The sequence below is a fragment of the Pseudomonas fitomaticsae genome, from assembly GCF_021018765.1.
GTDB lineage: Bacteria > Pseudomonadota > Gammaproteobacteria > Pseudomonadales > Pseudomonadaceae > Aquipseudomonas > Aquipseudomonas fitomaticsae.
The window spans coordinates 1604157-1627413 of record NZ_CP075567.1 but is presented as its reverse complement, the minus strand read 5'-3'; the positions used below and the strand labels follow the sequence as shown (position 1 = coordinate 1627413).

General features: G+C 61.4%; 18 protein-coding genes, 2 tRNA genes and 1 pseudogene. 16 read left to right on the top strand and 5 right to left on the bottom strand.

The genetic code is table 11. The features are described 5' to 3' along the window. Positions 1–196 precede the first annotated feature (196 nt). The 7 genes and pseudogenes from KJY40_RS07255 to pdeM all read left to right on the top strand — a co-directional run bounded on the left by KJY40_RS07255 (position 197) and on the right by pdeM (position 7585). Positions 197–979, top strand: coding sequence for a transporter substrate-binding domain-containing protein (locus KJY40_RS07255; protein WP_115076790.1), 783 nt, complete (start codon positions 197–199; stop codon positions 977–979). A 56-nt stretch (positions 980–1035) separates the two neighbouring features. Further along, positions 1036–1764: an ABC transporter permease gene (locus tag KJY40_RS07250; protein WP_007955000.1), complete on the top strand. Its 729-nt coding sequence runs from the start codon at positions 1036–1038 to the stop codon at positions 1762–1764. After that, positions 1761–2471, top strand: a complete 711-nt coding sequence (locus KJY40_RS07245; RefSeq protein WP_007954996.1) for an ABC transporter permease — start codon at positions 1761–1763, stop codon at positions 2469–2471. Before KJY40_RS07250 ends, KJY40_RS07245 begins: the two co-directional genes overlap by 4 nt. A gap of 12 nt (positions 2472–2483) precedes the next feature. Further along, a complete protein-coding gene (locus KJY40_RS07240; protein ID WP_230735840.1) occupies positions 2484–3602 on the top strand; it encodes a succinylglutamate desuccinylase/aspartoacylase family protein in 1119 nt (372 codons plus the stop codon). Between the two features lie 13 nt (positions 3603–3615). Further along, positions 3616–4380 carry an ABC transporter ATP-binding protein gene (locus KJY40_RS07235; protein ID WP_007954993.1) on the top strand — a complete coding sequence of 255 codons (765 nt, stop codon included), beginning with the start codon at positions 3616–3618 and terminating at the stop codon, positions 4378–4380. A 59-nt stretch (positions 4381–4439) separates the two neighbouring features. Beyond that, positions 4440–6926, top strand: a pseudogene (locus tag KJY40_RS07230) (ligase-associated DNA damage response DEXH box helicase). Next, positions 6926–7585, top strand: coding sequence for a ligase-associated DNA damage response endonuclease PdeM (gene pdeM / locus KJY40_RS07225; protein WP_230735838.1), 660 nt, complete (start codon positions 6926–6928; stop codon positions 7583–7585). Before KJY40_RS07230 ends, pdeM begins: the two are co-directional and overlap by 1 nt. Positions 7586–7624: 39 nt before the next feature. Here the strand turns inward: pdeM and KJY40_RS07220 are convergent, their stop codons facing one another. Together KJY40_RS07220 and dcd are read right to left on the bottom strand one after the other, a co-directional pair. Further along, entirely contained in the window at positions 7625–7834 is a 210-nt protein-coding gene (locus KJY40_RS07220) for a hypothetical protein (RefSeq protein ID WP_085697404.1), read from the bottom strand. Between the two features lie 106 nt (positions 7835–7940). Then, positions 7941–8507: a dCTP deaminase gene (gene dcd / locus KJY40_RS07215; RefSeq protein WP_007954988.1), complete on the bottom strand. Its 567-nt coding sequence runs from the start codon at positions 8505–8507 to the stop codon at positions 7941–7943. Positions 8508–8860: 353 nt separating this feature from the next. Between dcd and KJY40_RS07210 the strand changes: the two genes are divergently transcribed. Beyond that, positions 8861–9070, top strand: a complete 210-nt coding sequence (locus KJY40_RS07210) for a cold-shock protein (protein ID WP_002554837.1) — start codon at positions 8861–8863, stop codon at positions 9068–9070. Positions 9071–9188: 118 nt separating this feature from the next. On the opposite strand, the gene KJY40_RS07205 is transcribed toward KJY40_RS07210, so the two are convergent. After that, positions 9189–10196 (bottom strand): DUF481 domain-containing protein, encoded by a 1008-nt coding sequence (locus KJY40_RS07205; protein WP_007954986.1) that lies wholly within the window; start codon positions 10194–10196, stop codon positions 9189–9191. A gap of 177 nt (positions 10197–10373) precedes the next feature. Here KJY40_RS07205 and KJY40_RS07200 point away from each other — a divergent pair, with 177 nt between their 5' ends. The 4 genes from KJY40_RS07200 to KJY40_RS07185 all read left to right on the top strand — a co-directional run bounded on the left by KJY40_RS07200 (position 10374) and on the right by KJY40_RS07185 (position 15120). Continuing rightward, a complete protein-coding gene (locus KJY40_RS07200) occupies positions 10374–10715 on the top strand; it encodes an MGMT family protein (RefSeq protein WP_230737658.1) in 342 nt (113 codons plus the stop codon). Between the two features lie 43 nt (positions 10716–10758). After that, a complete protein-coding gene (locus KJY40_RS07195; RefSeq protein WP_230735836.1) occupies positions 10759–12318 on the top strand; it encodes an AmpG family muropeptide MFS transporter in 1560 nt (519 codons plus the stop codon). Positions 12319–12433: 115 nt separating this feature from the next. After that, positions 12434–14149: a proline--tRNA ligase gene (locus tag KJY40_RS07190; RefSeq protein ID WP_230735834.1), complete on the top strand. Its 1716-nt coding sequence runs from the start codon at positions 12434–12436 to the stop codon at positions 14147–14149. A gap of 17 nt (positions 14150–14166) precedes the next feature. Beyond that, a complete protein-coding gene (locus KJY40_RS07185) occupies positions 14167–15120 on the top strand; it encodes a hypothetical protein (protein WP_007954977.1) in 954 nt (317 codons plus the stop codon). 47 nt (positions 15121–15167) lie between these two features. Here the strand turns inward: KJY40_RS07185 and dinB are convergent, their stop codons facing one another. Then, on the bottom strand, positions 15168–16229 hold the full coding sequence (gene dinB / locus KJY40_RS07180) for a DNA polymerase IV (protein WP_127797112.1): 1062 nt from the start codon (positions 16227–16229) through the stop codon (positions 15168–15170). A 280-nt stretch (positions 16230–16509) separates the two neighbouring features. On the opposite strand from dinB, the gene KJY40_RS07175 reads away from it, so the two are divergent. The 4 genes from KJY40_RS07175 (at position 16510) to KJY40_RS07160 (ending at position 21082) form a co-directional block, all read left to right on the top strand. After that, a tRNA-Met gene (locus KJY40_RS07175) sits at positions 16510–16586 on the top strand. Positions 16587–16790: 204 nt separating this feature from the next. Then, positions 16791–16867, top strand: a tRNA-Met gene (locus tag KJY40_RS07170). 280 nt (positions 16868–17147) lie between these two features. Continuing rightward, positions 17148–19787 (top strand): bifunctional lysylphosphatidylglycerol flippase/synthetase MprF, encoded by a 2640-nt coding sequence (gene mprF, locus KJY40_RS07165; RefSeq protein WP_230735833.1) that lies wholly within the window; start codon positions 17148–17150, stop codon positions 19785–19787. Then, entirely contained in the window at positions 19787–21082 is a 1296-nt protein-coding gene (locus tag KJY40_RS07160; protein ID WP_230735831.1) for a virulence factor family protein, read from the top strand. The genes mprF and KJY40_RS07160 overlap by 1 nt, the downstream gene beginning before the upstream one ends. 261 nt (positions 21083–21343) lie before the next feature. Here KJY40_RS07160 and KJY40_RS07155 read toward each other — a convergent pair whose 3' ends face one another. Next, on the bottom strand, positions 21344–23185 hold the full coding sequence (locus tag KJY40_RS07155) for a potassium transporter Kup (protein WP_407681997.1): 1842 nt from the start codon (positions 23183–23185) through the stop codon (positions 21344–21346). Positions 23186–23257: the final 72 nt, after the last annotated feature.

The window sequence follows — 23257 nt, the reverse complement described above, 5'->3', positions numbered from 1 at the left end:
CCGAACCAACCTGGTGCAGCTTTTCCGGCGCGCCCGTTTTCGTGCACTGACCGCCCCCGGCATGCACTTCCTACACCTTTTAAAACACTTGTTCGGGACTCTGGTTCGGAAATTGCTACTTTCTATAAGTCGTAAGCGCTCCAGTAACAATCATTCCGCGCCACAAGCGCTCATATTGGTTCTTAGGGATTGAATAATGAAAAAAGCATTGCTGACCCTTTCTGCACTGGCGTTGTGCATGGCCGCCGGCTCCGCGCTGGCCAAGGAATACAAAGAACTGCGGTTTGGCGTTGACCCTTCCTACGCACCGTTCGAGTCGAAAGCGGCAGACGGCAGCCTGGTTGGCTTCGACATCGATCTGGGCAACGCGATCTGCGCCGAGCTGAAGGTCAAGTGCAAATGGGTCGAAAGTGACTTCGACGGTATGATTCCGGGCCTCAAGGCCAATAAATTCGACGGTGTGATCTCGTCGATGACCGTTACCGAAGCCCGCGAAAAAGTCATCGACTTCTCCAGCGAGCTGTTCTCCGGCCCGACTGCATACGTGTCGAAAAAAGGTTCGGGCATCACCAACGACGTCGCTTCGCTGAAAGGCAAAACCGTCGGCTACGAGCAAGGCACCATCCAGGAAGCCTATGCCAAAGCCGTGCTGGACAAGGCCGGCGTGAAAACCCAGGCCTATCAGAATCAGGACCAGGTGTATTCCGACCTGACTTCCGGCCGTCTCGATGCGGGCATTCAGGACATGTTGCAGGCTGAACTGGGCTTTCTGAAGTCGCCACAGGGCGCCGACTATGCCGTCAGCGAGGCGGTCGACAACCACTTGCTGCCAGCCAAGACCGCTGTCGGTATTAAGAAAGGTAACACCGAGCTGAAAGCGCTTTTGGATAAAGGTATCAAAGCGTTACACGATGATGGCAAATACGCCGAGATTCAAAAGAAACACTTTGGCGATCTGAATCTGTACAGCGGCAAATAATGCCCCGGCGCCCATCCTCGATGGGCGCCTTTTTCATTCAGTCAGGTTGCTGATTTATGTTCGAAAACCTCTTACAAAATCTGGGGCTCTCCGCCTTCAGCCTCAAGGGTTTTGGCCCTTTGCTGTTGGAAGGCACCTGGATGACCATCAAATTGTCGGCGTTGTCGCTGCTGGTGGCCGTGTTGCTCGGCCTGCTCGGCGCCAGTGCCAAGCTGTCAAAAGTCAAACTGCTGCGCCTGCCCGCCCAGCTCTACACCACGCTGATTCGCGGGGTGCCGGACCTGGTGCTGATGCTGCTGATCTTCTACAGCCTGCAAACCTGGCTGACGACGCTCACCGATTACCTGGAATGGGAATACATCGAGATCGACCCGTTCAGCGCCGGGGTCCTGACCCTGGGCTTCATTTATGGCGCCTACTTCACTGAAACCTTTCGCGGGGCGATTCTCGCCGTACCGCGCGGTCAGGTCGAAGCCGCCACCGCCTATGGCCTCAAGCGCGGCCAGCGCTTTCGTTTCGTGGTGTTCCCGCAAATGATGCGCTTCGCCCTGCCGGGCATCGGCAACAACTGGATGGTGATGCTCAAGGCTACCGCGCTGGTTTCGATCATCGGCCTGGCCGATCTGGTCAAGGCCGCGCAGGACGCCGGCAAAAGCACCTATCAACTGTTTTACTTCCTGGTACTTGCCGCGTTGATCTATCTGCTGATCACCAGTGCTTCCAACATCATCCTGCGCTGGCTCGAACGCCGCTACGCCGCCGGTGCCCGGGAGGCCGTACGATGATCGAGCTCCTGCAGGAATACTGGAAAGCCTTCCTTTATACCGACGGCCAGAACATCACCGGGCTGGCGATGACGATGTGGCTGCTCAGCGCGTCGATCTTCTTCGGTTTCCTCGTGTCGATTCCGCTGTCGATCGCCCGGGTCTCGCCGCACTTCTACATCCGCTGGCCGGTGCAGTTCTACACCTACCTGTTCCGTGGCACGCCGCTCTATATCCAGTTACTGATCTGCTACACCGGGATCTACAGCCTGGCCGCCGTGCGTGCACAACCGGTGCTCGACAGTTTCTTTCGCGATGCGATGAACTGCACGATCCTGGCCTTCGCCCTCAACACCTGCGCCTACACCACGGAGATTTTCGCCGGGGCGATCCGCAGCATGAACCATGGCGAAGTCGAAGCGGCCAAGGCCTACGGCCTGACCGGCTGGAAGCTGTATGCCTACGTGATCATGCCGTCGGCGCTGCGCCGTTCGTTGCCGTACTACAGCAACGAAGTGATCCTGATGCTGCACTCGACCACCGTGGCTTTCACCGCGACCATCCCCGACATCCTGAAAGTCGCGCGGGACGCCAACTCGGCGACCTTCCTGACCTTCCAGTCGTTCGGCATCGCCGCGCTGATCTACCTGACCATCACCTTTGCGCTGGTCGGCCTGTTCCGCCTTGCCGAACGCCGATGGCTGGCCTTCCTCGGCCCGACCCACTAGGACCTTTTTGAGATGCGCCACCAGATACACGACCTGCTGGCCCCGCTGCCGGGGACCGCACGACAGATCCACAGTTTTCACTTCGGCCCGGACAAGGCCCAGCGCAAAATTTACATCCAGTCCTCGCTGCACGCCGACGAACTGCCTGGCATGCTCGTGGCCTGGCACCTCAAGCAGCGTCTGGCGGAGCTGGAAGCCGCCGGGCGCCTGCGCAGCGAAATCGTGCTGGTGCCGGTGGCCAACCCGGTCGGCCTCGAACAGGTGCTGATGGACGTGCCGCTGGGCCGCTACGAGCTGGAGAGCGGGCAGAACTTCAACCGCTGGTTCGTCGACCTCAGCGAAGAAATCGGCAACGAAATCGAAGCGCAACTGAGCGATGACCCGCAGCGCAACCTCGAGCTGATCCGTTCCAGCCTGCGCAACGCCCTCGCCCGCCACACCGCCACGACTCAGCTGCAATCCCAGCGCCTGACCCTGCAACGGCTGGCCTGTGATGCGGACATGGTGCTGGACCTGCATTGCGATTTCGAATCCGTGGTTCACCTCTACACCACGCCCGAGGCGTGGCCGCGGGTCGAGCCGCTGGCGCGTTATATCGAATCCCAGGCAAGCCTGTTGGCCACCGACTCCGGCGGCCAGTCGTTCGACGAGTGCTTCACCCTGCTGTGGTGGCAATTGAAGGAGCGCTTCGGCGAACACTTCGAGATTCCGCTGGGCAGTTTCTCGGTCACCGTCGAGTTGCGCGGTCAGGGGGATGTCACCCATCCGCTGGCCAGTCGCGATTGCCAGGCGCTGATCGATTACCTGATTCATTTCGGCGCCATCGTCGGCGAACCGAAAGCCTTGCCGGCCCTGCCACATCCCGCCACACCGCTGGCCGGCGTGGAACCGGTGGCCACTCCTGTCGGCGGGCTGCTGGTGTACAGCGCCACACCCGGCCAGTGGCTGGAAGCCGGGCAGAAAATCGCCGAAATCATCGACCCGATCAGCGACCGGGTCACGCCAGTCCATTGCACCGCTTCCGGTCTGCTCTATGCCCGCTCGTTGCGGCGCATGGCCACCGCCGGGATGGTGATCGCCCACGTCGCGGGCGCCGAAGCCTATCGCAGCGGCTATCTACTTTCGCCTTGAGGATGCCTGTCCCATGTACAAATTGACCGTTGAAGGCCTGCACAAAAGCTATGGCGACCATCAGGTGCTCAAAGGCGTCTCGCTCAAGGCCAAGACCGGCGACGTGATCAGCCTGATCGGCGCCAGCGGCTCGGGCAAAAGCACCTTTTTGCGCTGCATCAACTTTCTCGAACAACCCAACGACGGCGCGATGAGCCTCGACGGCCAGGCGATCCGCATGGTCACCGACCGCCACGGCATGCACGTCGCCGACGCCGATGAACTGCAACGCCTGCGCACCCGGCTGGCGATGGTGTTCCAGCACTTCAATCTGTGGAGCCACATGACCGTGCTGGAAAACATCACCATGGCCCCGCGCCGGGTGCTGGGCTGCAGCAAACAGGAAGCCGACGACCGCGCCCGGCGCTATCTGGAAAAGGTCGGTTTGCCGGCGCGAGTTGCCGATCAGTACCCGGCGTTCCTCTCCGGCGGCCAGCAGCAACGGGTGGCGATTGCCCGGGCCCTGGCCATGGAGCCGGAAGTCATGCTGTTCGACGAACCGACTTCGGCGCTCGACCCGGAGCTGGTCGGTGAAGTGCTCAAGGTGATTCAGGGCCTGGCCGAAGAGGGCCGGACCATGATCATGGTGACCCACGAGATGAGTTTTGCGCGCAAGGTCTCGAGCCAGGTGCTGTTCCTGCATCAGGGGCTGGTGGAAGAAGAAGGCGCCCCGGAGGAAGTGCTGGGCAATCCGAAAAGCGAACGCCTGAAGCAATTTCTCAGCGGCAATCTCAAGTAAAACTATTGCCCGGCCGGCGCGGTCACTGAAGGAACACTTTCAGAGCACACGTCGCCGGCATGGGCACTTCCACCGACTTCGCCAAACACTGGTTCAGCGCCCGCGACTGGAAGCCGTTCGCCTTTCAGAAACAGGTGTGGACGGCGGTCAAGCGTGGCCAATCCGGCCTGCTGCACGCCAGCACTGGCGCCGGTAAAACCTATGCGGTGTGGTTTGCTGCGCTCAATCGTTTTGCCCACTCCGGGCCTGTTGCAGAAACCACACGTAAACGCCAGCCACCTGCCGAACCGCTGAACGTGTTGTGGATCACCCCGATGCGGGCGCTGGCCGCCGACACTGCGCGCGCCCTGCAAGCCCCGCTGGACGATCTGCAGATTCCCTGGAGCGTCGGCCTGCGCACCGGCGACACCGGCAGCAGCGAGCGCGCCCGGCAGAACCGGCGCCTGCCGACCACCCTGATTACGACGCCGGAAAGCCTGACCCTGATGCTCGCCCGCGCCGACGCACAAACGGCGCTGTCGACGTTGCGCATGGTCGTGGTGGACGAGTGGCACGAATTGCTTGGGAACAAGCGCGGTGTGCAATTGCAACTGGTCCTCGCCCGGCTACGGCGCTGGCATCCGGGGCTGATCGTCTGGGGCGTTTCCGCAACGCTCGGCAATCAGTCCCACGCCGAACAGGTGCTGATCCCACAGGGCGGTGGCGTCAGTATTCAGGGGCAAAGCGAAAAGTCGCTCAAGGTCGACACCCTGCTCCCTCCGGCCATCGAACGCTTTCCCTGGGCCGGGCACATCGGTTTGAAGATGTTGCCGCAGGTGGTCGCCGAACTGGACGTTTGCGCCAGCAGCCTGGTGTTCACCAACACCCGGGCGCAATCGGAAATCTGGTACCAGGCCTTGCTGGAGGCGCGGCCGGACTGGGCCGGGTTGATCGCCCTGCACCACAGCTCGCTGTCCCGCGACACCCGCGACTGGGTCGAGCAGGCGCTGAAGAATGGTCAACTCAAAGCCGTGGTCTGCACTTCAAGCCTGGATCTGGGGGTGGATTTCCTGCCGGTTGAGCGGGTGCTGCAGATTGGCTCGGCCAAAGGTGTGGCGCGCCTGATGCAGCGTGCCGGGCGTTCGGGGCATGCGCCCGGTCGAACGTCGCGGGTCACCTTGGTGCCGACCCACAGTCTGGAACTGATCGAAGCCGCTGCTGCTCGCGATGCCGTGGCGCAGCGGCGGATCGAACCTCGACTGTCACCACACAAACCGCTGGATGTGCTGGTGCAGCATCTGGTCAGCATCGCGCTGGGCGGTGGCTTTGTTCCCGATGAGCTGTACGAAGAAGTCCGCGGTGCCTGGGCCTATCGTGACCTGACGCTCGCGGACTGGGCGTGGGCGCTGGCGTTCGTACGCCACGGCGGGATGTCGCTGACGGCGTATCCCGATTACCGCCGGGTCGAACCGGATGAGCACGGGATCTGACGCGTCCCCGATGCCCGGTTGGCACGCCGCCATCGCATGAGCATCGGCACCATCGTCAGCGATGCTGCGATCCATTTGAAGTTCTGGAGCAAGGGCGGAGGCGGCAAACAACTGGGCAGCGTTGAAGAAGGCTTTATCGCCCGCCTCAAACCCGGCGACGGTTTCCTGTTCGCCGGGCGTTTGCTGGAGTTGGTGCGGGTGGAAAACATGACCGCCTACGTCAAACGCAGCACCGCGAAAAAAGCCGCCGTACCGCGCTGGAATGGCGGGCGCATGCCGCTGTCCAGCGAACTGGCCGATGCGGTGGTCAGCCGATTCAGCGCGGCGGCACAAGGCGAGTTTGTCGGCCCGGAAATGCAGGCCTTGCGCCCGTTGCTGGAAACGCAGATGCGCTGGTCGGGCCTGCCGACCGTCAACAATCTGCTGGCCGAAGTGCTGAAATCCCGCGAAGGCTGGCACCTTTTCCTCTACCCGTTTGCCGGACGCCAGGTGCATCTGGGGCTGGCCAGTCTGCTGGCGTGGCGGGTCAGTCAGCGCCTGCCTGTGACCTTCTCGATTGCGGTCAACGATTACGGGCTGGAATTGCTCAGCGCCACGCCCGTTGACTGGTCTGTGCAACTGGACGGCGCGCTGCTCAGTCCCGAGGATTTACTGAGGGATGTGCTGGCCAGCCTCAACGCGGGCGAACTGGCGTTGCGCAGGTTTCGGGAAATCGCGCGGATTGCCGGGCTGGTGTTCGCCGGTTACCCCGGCGCGCCGAAAAGCACCCGTCAGGTACAGGCCTCCAGCGGGCTGTTCTTCGAAGTGTTCAAACAATACGACGCCGACAACCTGCTACTGGCGCAGGCCGGGGAAGAAGTCCTGCGGGAAGAACTGGATATTCGTCGACTGGAACAGACATTGGAGCGAGTCAACCGGATGAAACTGGACATGCACTTGATCAAACGTCCTACACCGCTCGGCTTTCCGTTGCTGGTGGAGCGCATGCGCGAAAGCATGAGTTCGGAAAAACTCGCCGACCGCATCCGTCGAATGGTGGGCGATCTGGAACAAACCGCCGACAAGGGCCAATCCTGATGAACGCGCCCTACCCCGTGCGTCTGGCAGGCGAAGACCTCTGGCTGCTACCGGAAAAAGCGCTGTACTGGCCGGAGCAACAGGCGCTGCTGATTGCCGATGTGCATTTCGGCAAGGCGGCCGCTTATCGGCGCCTGGGGCAGCCTGTGCCGCAGGGCACGACAGCGAGCAACATTGCCGTGATCGAGCAGTTGCTGGCGAAACTGCCGTGTCGGCAACTGATCTTTCTTGGGGATTTTCTGCACGGGCCGGGTTCGCATGCCCCTGGCACTTTGAGTGTTTTGGCTGAGTGGCGCTCACGCTACGCCGATCTGCCAATCACGTTGATTCGCGGCAATCACGATAAACGCGCCGGTGATCCGCCAGCGACGCTGAACATTCGGGTGGTGCCGGAGCCGTTGCTGCTCGGGGCCTTCGCCTTGCAACACGAACCCGATCCGCACCCTGAACGCCACGTGCTTGCTGGACACGTCCACCCGGTCTATCGGTTGAACGGCAAGGGGCGTCAGCGTTTGCGGCTGGCGTGTTTCAGACTGGGAGAACGCATCAGTCTGCTGCCGGCCTTCGGAGCCTTCACCGGCGGTTATCCGGTGGAGAAGGAAGAAGACAGCTGTCGGATCTTTGTCATTGGCGACAACGAAATATGGCCCGTCGGCTGAAGTCCTGTTCAGGATTCAGCCGACGGGCCATGCATTCAATCAAGCGACAGGCGCGGGTGGCGGTTTGTCCGGCAACGTCGGCTCGCCGGGCTCGGTCGGTTCTTCGTTGGGGGTATCGGGATCGGGCTGGTGAGGAATTCCGCCAGCCATGGCGATAGGCGGGTGTGCCAACAAGGACCAGGCCAATACGCCAACCTGATTGGGCTCGAGCCTTGCCAGTTCGGCAGTGATTTGCGGATCGATCTTCATGGAGCACTCCTCGGCGAAGGCCCGTCCCGCTGTTCGCGAAACGGGCAGTACACCCCATAGAGTGTCTACCCGCCGAAGAATTCCCGGTAACTGCCGGATGGACGGATCAGGTGCGCGGCAGGGTCACGCCACGCTGGCCCTGGTACTTGCCGGCACGGTCCTTGTAGGAGACTTCACATTCCTCGTCGGATTCGAGGAACAGCATCTGCGCCACGCCTTCATTGGCGTAGATCTTCGCCGGCAGGTTGGTGGTGTTCGAGAACTCCAGGGTCACCTGGCCTTCCCACTCGGGCTCGAGCGGGGTGACGTTGACGATGATGCCGCAACGGGCGTAGGTGCTCTTGCCCAGGCAAATGGTCAGGACGTTGCGTGGAATACGGAAGTATTCAACGGTCGTGGCCAGAGCGAAGGAGTTCGGCGGAATGATGCAGACATCGCTGTGGACATCAACGAAGCTGCCGGCGTCGAAGTTCTTCGGATCGACGATGGCCGAATTGATGTTGGTGAACACCTTGAAGTGATTGGTGCAACGCACATCGTAGCCGTAGCTCGACACACCGTAGGAGATCACACGGCTGTCGTCGCTGCCACGCACCTGGCGCTCGACGAACGGCTCGATCATGCCGTGTTCCTGCGCCATGCGGCGAATCCACTTGTCCGATTTGATGCTCATGGCGGGTGTCCTGAATAGCGAGGTGGAAAAAATCTGTCCGGCATCTTACCGGGCGCGCCGCCGGGTTCAAAGTCCGGGCTGCAATTCTCGCCGAACGTGCAGGAAATACGCGGCCTGGCGACGAACCGTCACACCGCCGATCCCTAAAACAGAGAAACCTTCGCAAGAAGCATTGGCACGTTCCGGAAAAAGGGTTAAGGTGGCGCCACTGTGCTGCTTGTGTCACTGAGAATCTCTACACGATATGTTGAATTTCGATCCAACCATCTACAAGAATTTTTCCTGCTCTTTGCACTCAGTCTCGGCCAGGGTTCTTCCTGAGTCGCAGTTATCTTTGTTCAAGGAGTTACACCATGTCTAATCGCCAAACCGGTACCGTTAAGTGGTTCAACGATGAAAAAGGCTTCGGCTTCATCACTCCACAATCCGGTGACGACCTGTTCGTTCACTTCAAAGCTATCCAATCCGACGGCTTCAAAAGCCTGAAAGAAGGCCAACAGGTTTCTTTCATCGCTACCCGCGGTCAGAAAGGCATGCAAGCTGAAGAAGTACAAGTTATCTAACTTGTAGCTTCTTTAGTAAAAGGCCCCGCCCTCAAAAGCGGGGCTTTTTTGTGGGCGTCTGTTTTTCCGGGCGCAAAAAAAGATCGCAGTCTGCGAAGGCTGCGATCTTTTTTGTTGCTTACCAGGCGACGCCGAAGCCGGCGGTGTAGCGGGTCTTGCTCAAGTCCGCATCTTCGGTGCCGCTGATGATGTCGCGCTCGGCCTTGAGGTTGAGCGAAGCCCAGTCGGTGACCTTGTAGCGCAGGCCCATTTCCGCATCCAGCGCATAGTCGGCCACACCGGATAGCGGCTTGCCGACTTCGCCATTGGTGAAGAACTCGACCTTCTTGCCGATCAGGTAGCGGTTGTAGTCCCACTTCATGGCGACCGAATAGAAGTTGTCCTTGCTGCCATCGCGATACTGGTAGTCGGTGCGGTTGAGCAGCGAGCCCAGAGAGAACGCCCCCAGCTCATCGTCCCAGAACTGGTAACCAGGACCGGTACCGACCACGCGCTGACGCGCCAGCTCTTCGATGTGATCGCGCTTGTAGTTCAGACGGCCCTGCCAGAACCACTTGTCTGTCAGGAAACGGTCGAGTGCGTATTCGGCGCGCCAGTTGTCGGTGGTGGTCACGTCGTCCTGCACTTCGCGGTTGTACTCGCCCTCGGCGGTGTGCCGCCAGCGACCGTGGCGGGCGGACGTCTTGAAGCCGATGTCGTAGTCGTCGGTGTCCTTTTCCGCACGCTGATAATCCAGCGCCAGGTCGACGTTGCCCTTCCACACCAGATCCTCGACCACCGGTTTGGGCTTGAGAATCTGCTGAATGCTCGCCAGTTCCACGGTTTTCGGCGCTTCGCCGTTGGCCAGGGTGACCTTGCCGTCTTCGGCGGCGCTAAGCGACTTGGCCTTCTCGCCGTTGTAGGCATCCTGTTTGACCAGCAACTCCTGATCGCTCTCCAGAGTCTTGACCTGCTTCCAGTCGATGGTCACGGCACCCGCGTACTGGGTCTGGACCAGCAACTTGCCACCGTCGAACAGCGTGATTTTGCCGCTCAGCTTGTCACCGTTCTTCAACCAGACGGTATCGGCAAGCAAGGGTGTGGACGCACTGAAGACAGCAAGGCACAGCAGGGTTCTGGACAACATAAGCGAATCGGGGACTCAAGTTTGCGAAAAAAGGGTCGGCATTATCCGTAGGAATAATTCCCTGACAAGGAGTGACCCGGCTATTTCTGTTGAGTTCATTTCTCAATTACCCTTCCACCGATTACGCTTAAGGACATAACGCGATCAAGTTCAGGAACCGCGCACGTGACAGACCCGATGCATGCCTGCGAAAACGATCCGCAAATCCGACGCACGGCACTCTATTCCACCCTCGCCCAAGTGCCTGAGGGCAAAGTCGTCAGCTATGGTCAGCTGGCCGAACTGGCGGGGTTGGGGCGCGCCGCCCGCTGGGTCGGCCGGACCCTGAGCCAATTGCCCGGCGACACCAAGCTGCCCTGGCACCGCGTACTCGGTGCCGGCGGTCGGATCAGCCTGCCGGCGGGCAGCCCGTCCGGGGACGAACAGCGGGCACGATTGCGCATGGAAGGCGTCACCGTCCTGAACAATCGTGTGGATATTCGGCGCCATGGCTGGCGTCCGGTAGAGCACAGCGGTTAGAGTGCGCGCTTTGTTTTCGCAATCTTGAGGCAGACTTCAGCCCATGCCCCGTAAAACCTGGCGCGCCGCGCTCGCCGCCTATGCCAGTCCTTCGACGCTCGTGCTGTTGTTGCTGGGTTTCGCCGCCGGCCTGCCGTACATGCTGGTGTTCTCGACACTTTCGGTCTGGCTGCGTGAAGCCGGTGTGGCCCGCGAGACGATCGGCTACGCCAGCCTGATCGGTCTGGCCTATGCCTTCAAATGGGTCTGGTCGCCCCTGCTCGACCAATGGCGCCTGCCGTTGCTCGGCAAACTGGGGCGTCGCCGCTCGTGGCTGGTGCTTTCACAGACGCTGGTGATCCTCGGCCTGATCGGCATGGGCTTTTGCGACCCGCAGAAACACCTGTCCTGGCTGATCGCCATTGCGGTGGTCGTTGCATTCGCCTCTGCCACGCAGGACATCGCCGTCGACGCCTATCGCCTGGAAATCGCCGAAGACAACCGTCAGGCTGCACTGGCCGCCAGTTACATGTCCGGTTATCGGGTTGCCGCGCTGCTGGCGACTGCCGGTGCGCTGTTCTTCGCCGAAGGCTTTGGCTCAACCGGTTTCAACTACCAGCACTCCGCCTGGACCGGCACCTACGTGCTGTTCGGCGCCTTGATGGTCCCTGCCCTGCTCACCACCCTGCTGATGCGCGAGCCGCCGGTGCCGTTGCGCACCCAGTTGCAGGCCGGGCGTTACACCTTCATGCATCAGTTGATGTCGGTGTTCGTGCTGATCATTTTGCTGGTCTCCGTGCCGGCGATGTTCACCCAGCTCTACAACACCGATTTCGCCGCCGTGCTGTTTGGAGACATGAGCCCGCTGGATCTGCTGCTGGAAGACCGGGCATTCCTGCGCGCGATTCTCTACACCACGCTGACCTGCCTGTGCCTCTCGGCCATGGGTCGTCGCGGTCTGGCGCCGGTGCTGACGCCGGTCAACGACTTCATCCTGCGCTACCGCTGGCAGGCGTTGCTGCTGCTCGGTCTGATCGCCACCTATCGGATGTCCGACACGGTGATGGGCGTGATGGCCAACGTGTTCTACATCGACCAGGGCTTCACCAAGGATCAGATCGCCAGCGTCAGCAAGATCTTCGGCCTGATCATGACCCTCGTCGGCGCCGGCATGGGCGGTCTGCTGATCGTGCGCTTCGGTATCCTGCCGATTCTGTTCATCGGCGGCGCTGCATCGGCGGCCACCAACCTGCTGTTCCTGATGCTGGCGGACATGGGCCCGAACCTGCAGATGCTGGTGGTGACGATTTCCCTCGACAACTTCAGCTCGGGCCTGGCCACCTCGGCGTTCGTCGCCTACCTGTCGAGCCTGACCAACCTCAAGTTCTCCGCGACGCAGTACGCCCTGCTCAGCTCGATCATGCTTTTGCTGCCACGCCTGATCGGCGGCTACTCCGGGGTGATGGTGGAGAAATTCGGTTACCACAACTTCTTCCTGATCACCGCGCTGCTCGGCGTTCCGACCCTGGTGCTGATCGCCCTGCACTGGTTCCAGGAAAGCCGCCGCGAAGGCCCGACGCCGACGCCGGAACCTGCACCGACCTCCGTCGTGGAAGAATCGTAAGACATCTCGCACCCGGCGAGAGGGTTTGCGCCGGGGCTGCACTTCTGTACGTCGGCGGATCTCGCCGTTACACTGCTCCGTCATTTCCAGTCATAGCAACCGACAACGGCCAACCATGCGCACCAGTCAATTTTTGCTCGCCACACAGAAAGAAACGCCTTCCGACGCGGTCGTGATCAGCCATCAGCTGATGCTGCGCGCCGGCATGATCCGCAAACTCGCCTCGGGCCTGTACACCTGGCTGCCGATGGGCTTGCGAGTGATGCGCAAGGTGGAAGCCATCGTTCGCGAAGAAATGAACGCCGCCGGCTCTCTGGAAGTGTTGATGCCGAGCACCCAACCGGCCGAGCTGTGGCAGGAATCGGGGCGCTGGGAAGAATACGGCCCTGAGCTGCTGCGCATCAAAGACCGCCACGGTCGTGATTTCTGCGCGGGCCCGACCCACGAAGAAGTGATCACCGATCTGATGCGCAACGAGTTGAGCAGCTACAAACAGCTGCCGATCAACCTGTACCAGATCCAGACCAAATTCCGTGACGAAATCCGTCCACGCTTCGGCCTGATGCGCGGTCGCGAATTCATCATGAAGGACTCGTACTCCTTCCATGCGGATCAGGCATCGCTGCAGATCACCTATGACCGCATGCACGAAGCGTACTGCAACATCTTCACCCGCCTGGGCCTGAAGTTCCGTCCGGTGGAAGCCGACAACGGTTCGATCGGCGGCGCCGGTTCCCACGAGTTCCACGTACTGGCCGAGTCCGGCGAAGACGATATCGTCTTCAGCAACGGTTCCGAGTACGCGGCGAACATCGAGAAGGCGGAAGCCGTGCCGCGTGAAACCTCGCGCGCCGCACCAAGCGAAGAGCTGCGCCTGGTCGACACGCCAGACACCAAAACCATCGCGGCCCTGGTGGAGAAATTCAATCTGCCGATTGAAAAGACCATCAAGACCCTGATCGTGCACGCCGAAGAAGAAGGCAAGCTGATCGCGCTGATCATCCGTGGCGACCACGAGCTGAACGAAATCAAGGCTGCCAACCAGCCAGGCGTTGCCAGCCCGCTGGTCATGGCCTCCGATGCCGAACTGCGTGACGCCATCGGCGCCGGCGCCGGTTCCCTCGGCCCGCTGAACCTGCCGCTGCCGATCATCATCGACCGCTCGGTCGAGCTGATGAGCGACTTCGGCATCGGTGCCAACATCGACGACAAGCACTACTTCGGCGTGAACTGGGAGCGTGATCTGCCGGTTCCGACCGTGGCCGACCTGCGCAACGTCGTGGCCGGCGATCCGAGCCCGGATGGCAAGGGCATCCTGGAAATCAAGCGCGGAATCGAAGTCGGGCACATTTTCCAGCTGGGCAACAAGTACAGCAAGGCGATGAAGTGCGAAGTGCTGGGCGAGAACGGCAAGCCGGTGACCCTGGAAATGGGTTGCTACGGTATCGGCGTTTCCCGCGTGGTGGCTGCCGCCATCGAGCAGAACAACGACGAGAACGGCATCATCTGGAGCGACACTCTGGCGCCGTTCCAGATCGCTCTGGTGCCGCTGCGCTATGAAACCGAGCAGGTGCGCGAAGCCACCGACAAGCTGTACGCGGAACTGACCGCGGCCGGCTTCGAAGTGCTGCTGGACGACCGCGACAAGAAAACCAGCCCGGGCATCAAGTTCGCGGACATGGAGCTGATCGGCATTCCGCACCGGATCGTGGTCAGCGACCGCGGCCTCGCCGAAGGCAACCTGGAATACAAGAGCCGTACCGAAGGCCAGGCGCAAGCGCTGCCGGTTGCCGACGTGCTGTCCTTCCTTCAGGCCCGTATCCGCCGCTGAAACCAGATAGAGACGTCATGTTCAAGCGAAACACCTTAGGCCTCGGTGGTGCCGCCCTGTGCGGCACCCTGCTGGTCAGCGGCTGTGCCAATCACATGTCACAACGCAGCGAGCACGAGGAACGTGTCGAGCGCAAACTGCTCGATCACAGCCTGCAGATCGATGTCGGCGAGCCCAAGGTGCTTGAGCTGCCGCAACGGCGCGTGAAGATCAACGAACAGAAGACTTTCGAAGTCACCGAATTCGAAGTCACGCGCCATTACGACCGCTACACGCCTTACCAGCCATGGCGGGAGATCTACGAGATTCCGCTGGGCGCGGTGGCGGTGGTCGGCGGCGTCGGCGCGAACGTGGTCAACGTGTTTGCCCTCGGCAATCTGCCCGACAGCGTGACACGTGACTGGCTCAGCTACGGTTTCGCCGGGCTCAACCCGTTCATGAACGTGCAATCCAACGGTCGCGCGCAACAGAACCTGGCCGGCATCGACGAAGTCCAGCGCGACAAGCGCACGGAATATTCGAGCCTGCCGTGGAGCGAGCGCCCGGTTCAGGTCAAGGCCGGCAAGCAGACCTTCGACATGACCACCGATCGCAACGGCGTGCTGCGTCTGAACCTGCTGGACAGCCCGTTCGCCGAAAACGACCTCAATCATGTAGGCAAACTGCAGATCAGCGTCGAAGACAGCAAGGATGACGTGCATTCCGACTCGTCTCTGGCGATCAGCACTCACTTGCGCGGCAAGTTGCTGGAAGCTCACGGGCTGATCTACGACGATCTGGAAGACGACGAAGTGAGCCAGTGGGTGCACCGGGTCAAGCGTCTGTCGGAACTGGGTCTGGAAGAAGAAGCCAGTGAACTGGAACAAAGCCTGATCGAACTGACCCGCAACGATCCTGAGTTGCAGGCTGAATTCCTCAAGTCCCTGACCCGGGATGCGGGGCGTCTGGTGGCGGATCCGGGACCGAACTGAAAACCCTGAAAAATGCCCGAACCTGCTTCGGGCATTTTTTTGTCCGCCTATCGCTCGAACAGCTCCATCTGTTCGAACCCGCCGCGCAAATCCTCGAGTCGCACCCCCACTCCTAATAGCCGCACCGGTTTGCCGCCGCGGTTGAACGCCTGCGTCAGCATCAACTGGTAACTGCCCAGATCCCGCCCTGCCCCGGCCTGCTCCAGCGTGGTCTGGGTGAAATCGTGAAACTTCACTTTGACGAACGGCTTGCCCGGCCGGTAGCTGCTGTCGATCCGCGCCATGCGGGTTTTCAGGGTTTCCAGCAATTCCGGGAGCTTGTCGAGGCAACTGCGCAGATCCGGCAGATCGACGTCGTAGGTGTTTTCCACACTGATCGACTGACGGCGACTGTCGTTGTGCACCAACCGCTCATCAATCCCACGGGCCAGACTCCACAAGCGCTCACCGAAACTGCCGAATTCCCGCACCAGCGCCAGCTTGTCCCACTCGCGCAATTGCAGGCAGTCACTGATACCGAGCCTGCTCAACTTGTCGGCCGTGACCTTGCCCACCCCGTGCAATTTGCTCACCGGCAAGCCACTGACGAAGTCTTCAACCTGATCCGGGGTGATCACGAACAAGCCGTTGGGCTTTTTCCAGTCGCTGGCGATCTTGGCCAGAAACTTGTTCGGCGCCACGCCGGCGGAGACGGTGATGTGCAACTGGTTGGAAACCCGACGGCGAATGTCCTGGGCGATCCGTGTGGCGCTGCCGCCGAAATGCGCGCTGTCCGAGACGTCGAGGTAGGCCTCGTCCAGGGAAAGCGGCTCGATCAGGTCGGTGTAATCGCTGAAGATCGTGTGAATTTCCTTCGACGCCTCGCGATAGGCGTCCATTCGCGGCTTGACGATGGTCAGGTCCGGGCACAGCTTCAACGCATGTCCGGACGACATCGCCGAGCGAACGCCGTAAGCCCGCGCCTCATAGTTGCAGGTAGCGATCACCCCGCGCCTGTCCGCCGAACCACCGACCGCCAACGGCTTGCCGGCGAGGCTCGGGTCATCCCGCATCTCGATGGCGGCGTAGAAACAGTCACAGTCGACGTGGATGATTTTTCGCTGAGTCATGACAGAAAAGGAAATATGGCGAGCCGGACCGGAAGTATCTCACTGACACCTGTATATAGCACCAGTGGTATGAATGTTCTTTTCAGTTTGTAGGAAACGGACTTTGAATTTATTTTCTCAATCGGAAACCAACCTCCAATAGAGCTGAAACCCTTGCCCCGTCTGCCCTGCAGCCTCTGAAAAGACCGTCCGTCAGCGCTAACCGATTGAAGCTGAAGAGGTTTTATCCGAATTGAAGGTTGACACCCTCGCGTTCCTCTGTAGAATGCCGCCACACAGACGCGGGATGGAGCAGTCTGGTAGCTCGTCGGGCTCATAACCCGAAGGTCGTCGGTTCAAATCCGGCTCCCGCAACCAAACATCAAAAAAGGCCAATCGAAAGATTGGCCTTTTTTGTGCGCGTCGGTTTTTCGGATCCAGTCGCGCCAAGCGGAAATCGTTCCGATTCCGAAACTTAGCGCCTCCCCTGCGACCGTTTGCCGCGATTGCACACTTATTTGACCCTTCTCGGGATTATCGGTTGACACCCCGCCGATCGCCTGTAGAATGCCGCCACACAGACGCGGGATGGAGCAGTCTGGTAGCTCGTCGGGCTCATAACCCGAAGGTCGTCGGTTCAAATCCGGCTCCCGCAACCAAACATCAAAAAAGGCTACTCGAAAGAGTGGCCTTTTTTGTATCTGTGGAAAAAGTCCTTTCGCAACAATGATCTGTCACTGTGCAGTGCACCGTTCAGGATCTTCAGACCCGCCAGGTTGCGACTATGCTTGAAGTCGCAGGCAAGGCGTCTGCAATCCAGGAGCTGCCCTCGCCGATACCCGGTGAGAGGCGTAGTATTTTGTGATTATTTTTTTCTACAGGGATTGGTAACTTGGCTGGATACCTCCATCCTGTCGCGCACAATCCAAGAGGTGATTGATGCGCGCCAACTCGTCTGATTCACAAGACACCGTCACAGCGAACCCACCGATCAAGCCTGAGCGTCTGCGCCTGCTGGATCGGATCAGCAAATACCGGCAACCGATCGGTCTGGCGGTCACTTTGCTGCTGTTCGCCATCGCGCTGATTGCCTGTCGCCATCTGCTCAGCGAACTCGATCTCGACGCCCTGCACGACTCGATTCTCGACGTGCCGAAACCGGCCCTGCTCGGCGCCCTCGGTGCGACAGTCGTCGGCTTCATCATTCTGCTCGGCTACGAATGGTCGGCCAGTCGCTATGCCCGGGTGACGCTGGCACCAAAAACTCTGGCGCTGGGTGGTTTCACCGCGTTTGCCATCGGTAATGCCATTGGTCTATCGATGTTGTCCGGTGGCTCGGTGCGTTACCGTTTATATGCACGACATGGCCTGGGCGCTTCCGAAGTCGCGCACATGACGCTGTTCGCCAGCTTGTCGCTGGGCTGCGCCCTGCCACCACTGGCTGCGCTTGCGACCTTGAGCAACCTGCCTGCTGCGTCGCAGGCGCTAGGTTTGTCCGAGTCCCTGTTGGGAACGATTGCCGGCGCAGTGCTGCTGCTCGGCGCGATCCTGGCCATCGGCATCTATCGCCGTCGCCTGCCGGAACAACCTTACCCGGACAACCTGCTGGTTCGGGCCGGTCGTCGCACCCTGCGCCTGCCGGGTCGCCGCCTGACGTTCCTGCAACTGGTCATCACCGCTCTCGACGTCGCCGCCGCTGCAACCGTCCTTTATCTGCTGCTGCCGGAAGCGCCGCCCTTCGGTGCCTTCCTGCTGGTTTACCTGTTGGCGCTGGCTGCTGGCGTACTCAGTCACGTTCCGGGTGGCGTGGGTGTCTTCGAAGCCATTCTGCTCGCGGCATTCGCCGACAAGCTCGGCGCCGCGCCACTGGCTGCCGCCCTGCTCCTGTATCGCCTGATCTACGTGGTGCTGCCGTTGCTGGTGGCCTGCGTGCTGTTGCTGCTCAACGAAGGCCAGCGCCTGTTTCAGTCGCAGACCATGCGCGCGGCTTCCGGTCTGGCGGCACCGATTCTCGCGGTGCTGGTGTTCCTGTCCGGTGTGGTGCTGCTGTTTTCCGGCGCGACGCCAGAGATCGACACCCGTCTGGAGCACATCGGCTTTCTGATTCCTCACCGTCTGGTCGACGCTTCGCACTTTGGCGCCAGCTTGATCGGCGTGTTGTGCCTGATGCTCGCCCAAGGCCTGCGTCGCCGATTGTCGGCGGCGTGGATGCTCACCACCATTCTGCTGCTGGTGGGCGCCCTGCTCTCGCTGCTCAAGGGTTTCGACTGGGAAGAAGCGACCCTGATGACCCTCACCGCCGCGCTGCTGGGGGTGTTCCGTCGCTCGTTCTACCGCCCGAGCCGCCTGACCGAACTGCCGTTCTCGCCGCTGTATCTGGTGGCCAGCCTGTGCGTACTCGGTGCTTCGACCTGGCTTTTGCTGTTCGCTTATCAGGACGTTCCGTACAGCCATCAACTGTGGTGGCAGTTCACCCTCGACGCCGACGCCCCGCGCGGTCTGCGCTCGCTGCTCGGTGCCGCCGTGTTGCTGCTGGTGATCGCCTTGACCTGGCTGCTGCGTACTGCTCGCCCGGTGATCCACCTGCCGACACCTGATGAACTGGAACGCGCCTCGAAGATCCTGATGGCCTCGTCGCAACCGGACGGCGGCCTGGCCCTGACCGGCGACAAGGCGCTGCTGTTTCATCCCAACGACGAAGCCTTCCTGATGTACGCCCGTCGCGGCCGCAGTCTGGTGGCCCTGTACGACCCGATCGGCCCCGGCCAGCAACGGGCCGAGATGATCTGGCAGTTCCGCGACCTGTGCGACATCCATCACGCCCGCCCGGTGTTCTATCAGGTGCGCGCCGAGAACCTGCCGTACTACATGGACATCGGCCTGACCGCGATCAAGCTGGGCGAGGAAGCCCGGGTCGATCTGCATCGCTTTGACCTGGAAGCCAAGGGCAAGGAGATGAAGGACCTGCGGTACACCTGGAACCGTGGCACCCGCGACGGCCTGTCGCTGGAAATCCATGAGCCGGGCCAGGCGCCGATGGATGAGCTCAAGGTGATTTCCGATGCCTGGCTGACCGGCAAGAACGTGCGCGAGAAAGGCTTCTCCCTCGGCCGTTTCAGCGACGATTACCTGAAGCATTTCCGCATCGCGGTGATTCGCTTCGAAGGTCGCCCGGTGGCGTTCGCCAACCTGCTCGAGACCTACAGCCATGACCTGGCCAGTCTCGACCTGATGCGCGCGCACCCGGCCGCCCCCAAGCTGACCATGGAATTCATGATGGTCGGTCTGATTCAACACTATAAGAGTCACGGATACGCGCGCTTCAGCCTGGGCATGGTGCCGCTGTCGGGGTTGCAACCCCGGCGCGGGGCACCGCTGACCCAGCGTCTGGGCTCGATGGTTTTCCGCCGTGGTGAGCAGCTGTACAACTTCCAAGGCTTGCGCCGCTTCAAAGACAAGTTCCAGCCTGACTGGGAACCCCGTTATATGGCCGTGCCCGCCGGACTCGATCCGCTGGTGGCGCTGGCCGACACTGCTGCCCTGATCGCGGGCGGCTTGACTGGATTGGTGAAACGCTGATGATTCAACGCTCCTTGAAGTACATCCTGGTCGCACTACTGGTGCTGGCCGCGATTGCCGGCGGCGGTTTCTGGTACCTCAAACGCCCGGCACCGGAACCGACTCTCGAACAGCTCACCCCGGCCGATGGCGCCGCCATGACCCGGGTCATCCCCGGTACCAAGCCCAAGGCTCAGGTGCTGGTGGCGGTCAACGACGACCAGAAACTCAGCGACAAGCAACTGAGCACCCTGAGCCGCAGCGCCTCGGCGCAAATCGTTCAGGTGATCCTGCCCAAGGACTGCCTGCTGCAAAGCCGCGCCCTGCAAGCCGGCCTGCGCGAACTGAACGGCCCGGCGACGCTGGTCAGCGGCATCGGCCCAGGCGCCGTGCTGGCGTGGCGCTGGTTGTCCGAGCAGAAAGACGACAAGGCCCAGGCCGTCTCCGTCGATCTGGCCCTGGAAAAACCCGGCTGCACCCACCTGCTGCCGAAGTCCTCCGCCCACGGCCACTGGCTGGTAGCGTGGAACGACAACCCGGACGACACCAGCGCCGGTTTCGTGCGCGATCAACCGAACGCCGAAACCAGCATCAGCGACTACGACATCAACCTGCCGCAAGTGCTGAACAACGAACTGCGCAAAATCCTCGTCGGTGGTGACAAGGCCAACGGCGGCCTGCAGATCCCGGTGGTGGAAGTCCCGGCCGGCCAGGCCAAGGACACCGTGACCCTGTTCCTCTCCGGTGATGGCGGCTGGCGTGATCTGGACCGCGACGTGGCCGGTGAAATGGCCAAGATCGGCTACCCGGTCGTCGGCATCGACACCCTGCGCTACTACTGGCAGCACAAGAGCCCGGAACAGAGCGCACTGGACCTGACCGAACTGATGCAGCACTACCGCCAGAAATGGGGCACCAAGCGCTTCATCCTGACCGGCTACTCGTTCGGCGCCGACGTCCTGCCGGCCATCTACAACCGCCTGCCGGAAACCGAGCAGCAGCGCGTCGACGCAATCATCCTGCTGGCCTTCGCCCGCACCGGCAGCTTCGAAATCGAAGTCGAAGGCTGGCTCGGCAACGCCGGCAAAGAAGCCGCCACCGGCCCGGAAATGGCCAAGCTGCCACCGGCCAAGGTCGTGTGCATCTACGGTGAAGAAGAGACGGATGAAAGTGGTTGCACCGACAAGACGGCGGTGGGCGAAGCGGTGAAACTGCCTGGCGGCCACCACTTCGACGAGAACTACCCGGCGCTGGCCAAGCGTCTGGTGGATCTGATCGAGAAGCGCCAGAACTCGGCGCAGGTGGCGGAAGAGTGATCTGAAGCGCCCCAACGAGAAGTCCCCGCAGCCATGAGGTTGCGGGGGCTTTTTCTTTTTAGCAGACGCTAGAAATCATTGTGGGAGCCGGGCTTGCCCGCGATGGCGATGGGTCAGGCAACTGATTTGTTGACTGATACACCGCATTCGCGGGCAAGCCCGCTCCCACAGGGACCTCCACCGGATTCCGATAAGTGCACAAAAACGAAAAAGCCCCCGCCAGCCACAAAGCTGACGGGGGCATTTCAGTTGTGGCGGGACCTACATCTCCACCTGCGTCCCCAACTCAATCACCCGGTTCAGCGGCAGATTGAAGAATCGCAGGTTCCCGTTGGCATTCTTCAACATGAACGCAAACAGCGCTTCACGCCAACGGGCCATGCCTTCGAGTTTCGAGGCGATGACCGTTTCGCGGCTGAGGAAGTAGGTGGTGCGCATCGGGCTGAAGTCGAGGTCGTCCAGATGGCACAGCTTCAGCGCCTGCGGCACGTCCGGTTCGTCGGTGAAGCCGAAGTGCAGGATCACCCGGAAGAAGCCTTCGCCGTGGGCTTCGACTTCGAAGCGGCGCGATGGCGGGACGCGCGGGATATCTTCGTAGACCACGGTCAGCAGCACCACTTGCTCATGCAGAACCTGGTTATGCAGCAGGTTGTGCAACAGCGCATGCGGCACCGCGTCGGAACGGGCGGTGAGGAACACGGCGGTGCCCTGCACGCGGTGCGGTGGCTGGACGCGGATGCTGCTGATGAAGATCGGCAGCGGCAGCGCGCCTTCGTCGAGGCGCTCGACCAGCAGTTGCTTGCCGCGCTTCCAGGTGGTCATCAGCACGAACAGTGCGATACCGGCGATCACCGGGAAGGCGCCGCCCTGGACGATCTTCGGCACGTTGGCGGCGAAGTACAGACCGTCCACCAGCAAGAAGCCAAGCAGCACCGGCACCGCCAGAATCGGTGGCCATTTCCACAGCAGCAGCATGACTGCGGACACCAGAATCGTGGTCATCAGCATCGTGCCGGTCACCGCCACGCCGTAGGCCGAGGCCAGGGCGCCGGAAGATTCGAAGCCGATCACCAGCAACACCACACCGACCATCAGCGACCAGTTCACGGCGCCGATGTAGATCTGGCCCTGCTCGTCGCTGGAGGTGTGCTGGATGTACATGCGCGGGATGTAACCGAGCTGGATCGCCTGGCGGGTCAAAGAGAAGGCGCCGGAAATCACCGCCTGGGAGGCGATCACCGTGGCCAGGGTCGACAGACCGACCAGCGGAATCAACGCCCAGCTCGGCGCCAGCAGGTAGAACGGGTTGCGCGCCGCTTCCGGGTTGTCCAGCAGCAAGGCGCCCTGACCGAAGTAGTTGAGCACCAGCGCCGGCAGCACCAGCAGGAACCACGCGCGGGCAATCGGCTTGCGGCCGAAGTGGCCCATGTCGGCGTACAGCGCTTCGGCACCGGTCAGCGCCAGCACCACGGCGCCGAGGATCGCCACGCCCATGCCCGGATGGACGGTAAAGAATCGCACCGCCCACGCCGGGTTCATCGCGTGCAACACTTCAGGGGTGTGGCTGATGCCGTACACGCCGAGGGCGCCGAGGACCAGGAACCAGGTGACCATGATCGGTCCGAACAGAATGCCGATCCGCGCCGTGCCGTGCTTCTGGATCAGAAACAGCGCCACCAGCACCACCAGCGACAGCGGCACCACCCAGTGGTCGATGCCGTCGAAGGCCAGGCCCAGACCTTCAATGGCCGAGAGCACGGAAATCGCCGGAGTGATCATGCTGTCGCCATAGAACAGCGCCGCGCCGATCAGTCCGCAGACCACCAGCAGCGTGCGTAACCGCTTGCGCCCCGCCGCCGCCCGACGGGCCAGCGCGGTGAGCGCCATGATCCCGCCTTCGCCCTGGTTGTCGGCGCGCAGGACGAACATCATGTACTTGATTGAGACGACCCAGATCAGCGACCAGAAAATCAGCGACAGAATGCCGAGCACCCCGTCGTGATTGACGGGCACACCGTAAGCGCCGGAAAACACTTCTTTGAGGGTGTACAACGGGCTCGTGCCGATGTCGCCGTAAACTACCCCGACCGCCGCGACCAGCATGCTCAGCGGCTTGGTGGCCGAACCTTCGGCGCCTGCCGCGTGACTACTTGCCTGACCCATCCAACACTCCTG

Excerpts from the sequence above, each read along its gene's own strand:
- KJY40_RS07255 (WP_115076790.1), top strand. The coding sequence starts at position 197 with ATGAAAAAAGCATTGCTGACCCTTTCTGCACTGGCGTTGTGCATGGCC.
- KJY40_RS07250 (WP_007955000.1), top strand. The coding sequence starts at position 1,036 with ATGTTCGAAAACCTCTTACAAAATCTGGGGCTCTCCGCCTTCAGCCTC.
- KJY40_RS07245 (WP_007954996.1), top strand. The coding sequence starts at position 1,761 with ATGATCGAGCTCCTGCAGGAATACTGGAAAGCCTTCCTTTATACCGAC.
- KJY40_RS07240 (WP_230735840.1), top strand. The coding sequence starts at position 2,484 with ATGCGCCACCAGATACACGACCTGCTGGCCCCGCTGCCGGGGACCGCA.
- KJY40_RS07235 (WP_007954993.1), top strand. The coding sequence starts at position 3,616 with ATGTACAAATTGACCGTTGAAGGCCTGCACAAAAGCTATGGCGACCAT.
- pdeM (WP_230735838.1), top strand. The coding sequence starts at position 6,926 with ATGAACGCGCCCTACCCCGTGCGTCTGGCAGGCGAAGACCTCTGGCTG.
- KJY40_RS07220 (WP_085697404.1), bottom strand. The coding sequence starts at position 7,834 with ATGAAGATCGATCCGCAAATCACTGCCGAACTGGCAAGGCTCGAGCCC.
- dcd (WP_007954988.1), bottom strand. The coding sequence starts at position 8,507 with ATGAGCATCAAATCGGACAAGTGGATTCGCCGCATGGCGCAGGAACAC.
- KJY40_RS07210 (WP_002554837.1), top strand. The coding sequence starts at position 8,861 with ATGTCTAATCGCCAAACCGGTACCGTTAAGTGGTTCAACGATGAAAAA.
- KJY40_RS07205 (WP_007954986.1), bottom strand. The coding sequence starts at position 10,196 with ATGTTGTCCAGAACCCTGCTGTGCCTTGCTGTCTTCAGTGCGTCCACA.
- KJY40_RS07200 (WP_230737658.1), top strand. The coding sequence starts at position 10,374 with ATGCATGCCTGCGAAAACGATCCGCAAATCCGACGCACGGCACTCTAT.
- KJY40_RS07195 (WP_230735836.1), top strand. The coding sequence starts at position 10,759 with ATGCCCCGTAAAACCTGGCGCGCCGCGCTCGCCGCCTATGCCAGTCCT.
- KJY40_RS07190 (WP_230735834.1), top strand. The coding sequence starts at position 12,434 with ATGCGCACCAGTCAATTTTTGCTCGCCACACAGAAAGAAACGCCTTCC.
- KJY40_RS07185 (WP_007954977.1), top strand. The coding sequence starts at position 14,167 with ATGTTCAAGCGAAACACCTTAGGCCTCGGTGGTGCCGCCCTGTGCGGC.
- dinB (WP_127797112.1), bottom strand. The coding sequence starts at position 16,229 with ATGACTCAGCGAAAAATCATCCACGTCGACTGTGACTGTTTCTACGCC.
- mprF (WP_230735833.1), top strand. The coding sequence starts at position 17,148 with ATGCGCGCCAACTCGTCTGATTCACAAGACACCGTCACAGCGAACCCA.
- KJY40_RS07160 (WP_230735831.1), top strand. The coding sequence starts at position 19,787 with ATGATTCAACGCTCCTTGAAGTACATCCTGGTCGCACTACTGGTGCTG.
- KJY40_RS07155 (WP_407681997.1), bottom strand. The coding sequence starts at position 23,185 with ATGCTGGTCGCGGCGGTCGGGGTAGTTTACGGCGACATCGGCACGAGC.